Raw genomic sequence first — 7,500 nt, 5'->3', positions numbered from 1 at the left:
GGTGATACAGGGGTTTTATATAAATAACAATATTACCTTAAGTTACACACAATCAAAACAAATAGATGAACAAGGAAATGTATTGGCTAATCATTATTTAAATTACACAAATGATATCGATAAAGAAAAATGGAAAGCCCCCTATTTTCGAAAAGGAGTCGAAGAAATAAAAGATACGTTACTTATCAAAAACACTATACCTAATGTTTCAAGTGTAGTTTTTAAAAATATAGATATGAAGAAAACGGAAAAACAGTTAGAGAAGTTCAAAATAGCTGGCGACTGGTTCTTCTATGTTTCTCTTCTTACAGAGGGAGATATTTACTTCAATCCAGCCCCTTTAAACTATCATAGACGACATTCAAATAGCGTAACGAGAACAGAAGATTCATACTCCCATTACAATGAAGTTGTGCAAATGCAAAATTTCATTAAAGAAAAATTTACTATCGACGACATTTCTAAAATAAAAATGTATACATATAGAAAGTATCTTAAAACATACTTAAAAATTTAAACGTGTGCTTTCTATGCCATCAATATCTCTTGTAAGTTACTACTATTACTCAAGGGAGGAATACTCTTTGAAAGACTTTATAGAGGAACATAAAGATTTAATTTCTCAAATCGCACACAGCTATAATGTGAATGCAAGTATCCATCCTGAGGATCATATCTTTCAGTTCATTGTCACTAATCCCGTCTTCCCATCAAAAAAAGAAGCGATAGATTATTACTTTAAAGATGGGCAAAACTCAGCACAAATACTTTTAAACTTAATTACTTCCCTTTATCCTCCTACAGTCAATCCAATTAAATTGTTAGAATTTGCATCCGGATACGGCTGCGTAACACGTCATTTATTAAATCTACAAGCGAATTTGAGTATAACCGCTTGCGATATACACGAAGAGGCTATTTCCTTTATTGAAAACAAATTAAATAATTCTTCTATATTATCTCATCCTGAGCCTGAACAGTTAAAATTGGACTCCTCTACGTACGATATCGTTTTTTGTCTATCCTTTTTCTCTCATATGCCTGATACAACTTGGTTTCGTTGGCTGCAAACATTGTATAACGCTGTTTCACCTGGTGGTTTATTCATTTTCACAACCCATGGCTATCAAAGCAAAAAATACTTTGGGTTTCCAAATTTAAATGAAAAGGGCTATTGGTTTCTCTCTTCTAGTGAACAATTTGATTTAGATGTGAATCAATACGGACAAACGATAGTTAGCCCCTCTTACGTGTGTGACAAAATTAAATTATTACCCCATAACCCAATTATTAAAAAGTATACCGAAGGATTTTGGTGGGAACATCAAGACCTTTGGGTTATAGAAAAAGAAATAAAATAATAACCCACGCTCTGCTTATATACAAGTAGAGCGTGGGTTATTATTTTTTACTACATAAGAACTCTTCAATCCATAGCTTATTTAATCTAATCCCATGTTTAAAATCTATTTTAGGTTCCCAATTCAATTCTTGTTTTACCTTATCAATATTTAAAATGATTCTTTGAACGTTCTCTTGTTTTTGTTTGTAACAGATAAAATCCACTTTTCTTTCTGTTATTTTCTCTAATTCCACTATAATTCGTTTTAAAGAAAGACCTTTGCCACTCCCTATGTTGTATACGCAAGATTTCAATTGATTTAATTGTGCTAGTTGTATAGTAATTTCAACTAAATCATCGATATAAATATAATCTCTAATAATCTCCTCTGGATTCCCATATATATGAATCCTTTCATTACTGAGATGCTGGTACAAAAAACAATTTATCGCCCCAACTTTTTTTAAAGGGTTTTGGTATTTTCCATACGGATTAGAATATCTACATACAACATAATCTATTCCATATTTTTTCTTATAAAAATACAAATAATTCTCCAGCGAAACTTTTGTTATTCCATACGGGGAAAGTGGTCTTAATGGATGTTTCTCATCAATAGGCAAATATTCAGGTTCACCATAAACTGTGCCTCCCGAAGAAGCTAATATAATTTTTTTAATACGAAATTCTTTAACACTTTCCATGAAATTAAGAAAAAATAGACTGCTATTAATATCGCCAAAAACGTCTTCAATTGAAGTTGCTACGTTAGACGTCGCAGCTAAATAAATAATAATATCTATATTCACTAAAGCCTTATATATATCCTCAACATTTTCTAAATCACCTTTAATAAATTCAACTTCACTTATAATATTTTGAGGAAAATTATTTATATGTCTGGAAAATACTTTTACATTTTGCCCCTGTTTCAATAAACCCAATGCGAGGTTGATACCAATGAAACTATTTCCACCTACTATTAAATAATTATTCTTCCTCATAATATCATCTCTCTAGTAATAAATTTTTCCTATCGTCAAACTTAAAAATATACACAAATAAACTGGATCATTTTGATTATTCATCCTCTTATCATTGTATGTTTGTTATAAATTTTCATTATCTTTATTTTCTATTTTCATTTTAGAATAGCTTCCTTATTAAGGTTGACTGCAAAAACACTCATAATATTTACTCATCCCCATGAATATATTTAATAAACAATCCTCACTTGTTTAACCCATAAAAAAACTTCTAAATACACAAGGTTCTCAAAAAAGGAGTGCGAAACTCATGAAAAATATAAATCAAGAACTTTTAAATCATGTAATCCTACATAAAGATCGAATTCCCCATTACCATAAAGACTTTCCCCTTATACTATTTTGGAGTCATAGAAGCGGATGCACCTCATTAGCTAATTGGTTCTTTTTTCAAATTGGATTATTTACTGAAGCAAAGAAATACAATGACTTTATTCATTACTATGAGTTCTGGGTGTATAAAAACAGTACAAATTACATTCAACAATTACAAAATAGTCTTCTAGAGGCTAAAAAAAATGTTTGTAAACTTGTACGAAATCCTTATACAAGGGCTGTCAGCTCATTTTTATTACTTGCTGACAATCCATATGCTAGCCCACAATGGGAGAGCATCCGTCATTATTTTTATAATGATAAATATAGTAATCAAGGAATATCATTTAAACAATTTTTATATTACGTTCAGGCATTCGGTTCCAATTCCCTAGCATTAGATATACATTTTAGTCAACAATACGTCCCTGGTGAAGAAAACTTCATTCAATGCTATATTCCTTTAGAAGATTTTAATACACAAATCACTAAGATAGAACACATGTACGATTTAACGAAATCTAATTTAGCACTTCTTACAAATTCAGATCATCATCGCGCTCACAAGATGATTTATGCAGGAAGCTATGCAGAACTTAGCATTACAGATCCAGGCTTTCCCCGATTTCCAACATACGAAAGCTTTTATGATAAAGAAACTATGGACTTAGTTACAGAAATATACGCACAGGATTTTGAAATGTACCCATACACGAAAGGGATATTTTAAGTCTATACATTTTTCCACGAATAAAAGCTGATACATCGCATAGCATAAAGTGAAACTTTAATTCGAGTGGGAGTTAATTATTCTCTTTCCCTAATCGTAATTTTAAGAGATACCTAACTTTCACCCATTTCCTTTGATTTCGCTGATTGTTGACGTGTATCATACTTTCCATACATAGATTGCATTTATTAACATAGGAGGGATATTGTGTGGAAATCAATTTGAAACACAATAATGGGTACTGCGTTATTTGCGAAAAGAAAGCTACATTTATAGAGCATAATGATTGGCTTAGAGATCATTATTTATGTTCTACATGTAACTCTATACCAAGGCAGCGAGCTTTAATCCATGCTTTACATACATTTTTTCCAAAATGGGATTCCTATAATATTCACGAATCCTCTCCTGGAGGAATTACGACTCAGCTACTATTAAAAAACTGTAAAAACTATACTTATTCTCAATACTTTAGAAATTATCCTCTTGGCCAATACTTTCAAGGTATTAGATGTGAAAACTTAGAAGACATGACTTTTGAAAATGAATCTTTTGATTTATTCATTACTCAAGACGTTTTTGAGCATGTAATGACACCAAACAAAGCCTTTAAAGAAATAGAACGAGTATTAAAACCTGGCGGTGCTCATGTATTTACTGTCCCTTGGTATCATACACTCACAAAAACTGTGCAAAGAGCAAAAATGAATAAAGAGGTGATTGAATATATTGAAGAGCCCATTTATCATGGAAACCCTATTGATGAGAATGGATCTTTAGTAACGTTCGATTGGGGGCAGGATATGATTGAATATATTTATACACACGCAAATATGTATACAATTGTTTATTTACAAAAGGATAGATCACTAGGGCTAGATGCTGAATTTTTACATGTTTTTATTAGTAAAAAATATGTAAAAAATTTCTAAATACTATATAATTCAGTGATTTAATAAATCAATAGTAACTTCCCACTACTTGAACTACGAATAATATAAGGGGGATATAACTTGAAAATAATCGCTTTTTACTTACCACAATTCCATCAAATAAAAGAAAATGATCGATGGTGGGGGGAAGGATTTACTGAATGGACAAATACTAAAAGTGCACGACCTTTATTTTCAGGACATTATCAACCTAGGGAACCTTATCAAGATTTTTATTACGACTTAACTACCCCCTCCGTAAGAAAGTGGCAAGCAAAAATCGCTAAAGCATCCGGTATATATGGTTTTTGTTATTATCATTACTGGTTTAAGGGAAAAAGACTATTAGAAACCCCCTTTAATGAGGTACTAAAGATGAAAGAACCTGACTTCCCTTTTTGTCTTTCTTGGGCAAATGAACCATGGACAAAATCTTGGGATGGTCTCGATAAACATATATTAATGCCTCAAGACTACGGAGATATATCTGATTGGAAGGAACACTTTGATTATTTATTACAAGCTTTCCAAGATGAGAGATATATTTATATAGATGATAAACCCCTATTCATTATTTATCGTCCAGGACATATTCCTGATTGTGAAAAAATGCTTAATTACTGGAATGCATTAGCGCGAGAAAATGGTTTAAAAGGTATATACTTTGCTGAAACATTAAACAGTTTTCCACTACCTAATATAAATGGATTCGATGCTAGCATTCAGTTTGAACCTTTCTATACAATTGCCCATGATAGCTCTTCAGACATAAATAAGGTAATATATGATTTTGATATGCAATTAAATGTTTGGGACTACGATAAAGTATGGATGTATATATTACAACGATCGCTCCCAAAGAAAAAAACTTTTCCCGGTGCTTTTGTTGATTGGGATAATACTGCACGACGTAAAAACGCAAATAGCAGCATCTTTGTAGGTTCTACCCCTGAAAAGTTCACCATATATTTAAGCAAGCAAATTCATCGGACTTACTCTTTTTATAACAGCGAGTTTTTATTTATTAACGCATGGAACGAGTGGGCGGAAGGAACTTACTTAGAACCAGATAAAAAATATGGATTTTCTTATTTAGAAGGGGTTAAAAATGCAATTGATAGAGGTATGAAAGCATACAAAAAAGACGAGTCATTCTGACTCGTCTTAAGCTTGCTTGGCGACGTCCTACTCTCACAGGGACAAGGTCCCAACTACCATCGGCGCTAGAGAGCTTAACTTCCGTGTTCGGTATGGGAACGGGTGTGACCTCTCTGCCATCATCACCAAACTATGAAGGCATATTCCTTCAAAACTAGATAACATTGCTACATATTATATGGTTAAGTCCTCGATCTATTAGTATTCGTCAGCTCCACATGTCACCATGCTTCCACCTCGAACCTATCAACCTGATCATCTTTCAGGGATCTTACTAGCTTACGCTATGGGAAATCTCATCTTGAGGGGGGCTTCATGCTTAGATGCTTTCAGCACTTATCCCTTCCGCACATAGCTACCCAGCTATGCCCTTGGCAGAACAACTGGTACACCAGCGGTGCGTCCATCCCGGTCCTCTCGTACTAAGGACAGCTCCTCTCAAATTTCCTACGCCCACGACGGATAGGGACCGAACTGTCTCACGACGTTCTGAACCCAGCTCGCGTACCGCTTTAATGGGCGAACAGCCCAACCCTTGGGACCGACTACAGCCCCAGGATGCGATGAGCCGACATCGAGGTGCCAAACCTCCCCGTCGATGTGGACTCTTGGGGGAGATAAGCCTGTTATCCCCGGGGTAGCTTTTATCCGTTGAGCGATGGCCCTTCCATGCGGAACCACCGGATCACTAAGCCCGACTTTCGTCCCTGCTCGACTTGTAGGTCTCGCAGTCAAGCTCCCTTATGCCTTTGCACTCTACGAATGATTTCCAACCATTCTGAGGGAACCTTTGGGCGCCTCCGTTACACTTTAGGAGGCGACCGCCCCAGTCAAACTGCCCACCTGACACTGTCTCCCGGGTCGATAAGACCCGTAGGTTAGAATTTCAATACAGTCAGGGCGGTATCCCACCAGCGCCTCCACCGAAGCTAGCGCTCCGGTTTCAATGGCTCCCGCCTATCCTGTACAAACTGTACCAAAATTCAATATCAGGCTACAGTAAAGCTCCACGGGGTCTTTCCGTCCTGTCGCGGGTAACCTGCATCTTCACAGGTACTATAATTTCACCGAGTCTCTGGTTGAGACAGTGCCCAAATCGTTACACCTTTCGTGCGGGTCGGAACTTACCCGACAAGGAATTTCGCTACCTTAGGACCGTTATAGTTACGGCCGCCGTTTACTGGGGCTTCAGTTCAGAGCTTCGCTTACGCTAACCCCTCTCCTTAACCTTCCAGCACCGGGCAGGTGTCACCCCCTATACTTCGCCTTACGGCTTCGCAGAGAGCTGTGTTTTTGCTAAACAGTCGCTTGGGCCTATTCACTGCGGCTTTCCGTTAAGAAAGCACCCCTTCTCCCGAAGTTACGGGGTCATTTTGCCGAGTTCCTTAACCAGAGTTCTCTCGCACACCTTAGGATTCTCTCCTCGCCTACCTGTGTCGGTTTGCGGTACAGGCACCTTTTATCTCGCTAGAAGCTTTTCTTGGCAGCGGGGAATCAAAGACTTCGCTCCATAAGGAGCTTCCCCATCACAGCTCAGCCTTCACGATAAGCGGATTTGCCTACTTATCAGCCTAACTGCTTGGACGTGCACAACCAATCGCACGCTTCTTCTATCCTTCTGCGTCCCTCCATTGCTCAAACGATAAAGAGGTGGTACAGGAATATCAACCTGTTGTCCATCGCCTACGCCTGTCGGCCTCGGCTTAGGTCCTGACTAACCCTGAGCGGACGAGCCTTCCTCAGGAAACCTTAGGCATTCGGTGGACGGGATTCTCACCCGTCTTTCGCTACTCATACCGGCATTCTCACTTCTAAGCACTCCACCAGTCCTTCCGGTCTGACTTCACTGTCCTTAGAACGCTCCCCTACCACTGATACCATTCGGTATCAATCCGCAGCTTCGGTGGTGTATTTAGCCCCGGTACATTTTCGGCGCAGAGTCACTCGACTAGTGAGCTATTACGCACTCTTTAAATG

6 protein-coding genes and 2 rRNA genes (2 of these 8 only partly in view) are annotated in these 7,500 nt (G+C 37.1%); 5 read left to right on the top strand and 3 right to left on the bottom strand.

The genetic code is table 11. The features are described 5' to 3' along the window. A protein-coding gene (locus NST27_RS01590; protein ID WP_047388035.1) for a glycosyltransferase crosses the window boundary here: on the top strand, positions 1–517 show its 3' end. 1,415 nt of this gene lie to the left of the window's left edge; the window shows 517 of its 1,932 coding nt (coding positions 1,416–1,932); the start codon falls outside the window, past its left edge; its stop codon occupies positions 515–517. Positions 518–584: 67 nt separating this feature from the next. Further along, positions 585–1,361, top strand: a complete 777-nt coding sequence (locus tag NST27_RS01585) for a class I SAM-dependent methyltransferase (protein WP_000651240.1) — start codon at positions 585–587, stop codon at positions 1,359–1,361. 40 nt (positions 1,362–1,401) lie between these two features. On the opposite strand, the gene NST27_RS01580 is transcribed toward NST27_RS01585, so the two are convergent. Further along, complete coding sequence (locus NST27_RS01580) at positions 1,402–2,346, bottom strand: NAD-dependent epimerase/dehydratase family protein (RefSeq protein ID WP_001230829.1); 945 nt, start codon at positions 2,344–2,346, stop codon at positions 1,402–1,404. Positions 2,347–2,638: 292 nt separating this feature from the next. Here NST27_RS01580 and NST27_RS01575 point away from each other — a divergent pair, with 292 nt between their 5' ends. From NST27_RS01575 to NST27_RS01565, 3 genes are all read left to right on the top strand, one after another. Next, on the top strand, positions 2,639–3,433 hold the full coding sequence (locus NST27_RS01575; protein ID WP_000790056.1) for a sulfotransferase family 2 domain-containing protein: 795 nt from the start codon (positions 2,639–2,641) through the stop codon (positions 3,431–3,433). Between the two features lie 209 nt (positions 3,434–3,642). Then, complete coding sequence (locus tag NST27_RS01570; RefSeq protein ID WP_000405116.1) at positions 3,643–4,365, top strand: class I SAM-dependent methyltransferase; 723 nt, start codon at positions 3,643–3,645, stop codon at positions 4,363–4,365. 81 nt (positions 4,366–4,446) lie between these two features. After that, positions 4,447–5,523 (top strand): glycosyltransferase WbsX family protein, encoded by a 1,077-nt coding sequence (locus NST27_RS01565; protein WP_047388032.1) that lies wholly within the window; start codon positions 4,447–4,449, stop codon positions 5,521–5,523. Positions 5,524–5,537: 14 nt separating this feature from the next. Here NST27_RS01565 and rrf read toward each other — a convergent pair. Together rrf and NST27_RS01555 are read right to left on the bottom strand one after the other, a co-directional pair. Further along, positions 5,538–5,653, bottom strand: a 5S ribosomal RNA gene (gene rrf / locus NST27_RS01560). A 48-nt stretch (positions 5,654–5,701) separates the two neighbouring features. Further along, positions 5,702–7,500, bottom strand: a 23S ribosomal RNA gene (locus NST27_RS01555) (it continues 1,124 nt past the right edge of the window).

Source organism: Bacillus sp. FSL W8-0770 (assembly GCF_038008705.1).
GTDB lineage: Bacteria > Bacillota > Bacilli > Bacillales > Bacillaceae_G > Bacillus_A > Bacillus_A cereus.
This window is presented reverse-complemented; position numbering and strand designations above follow the sequence as displayed.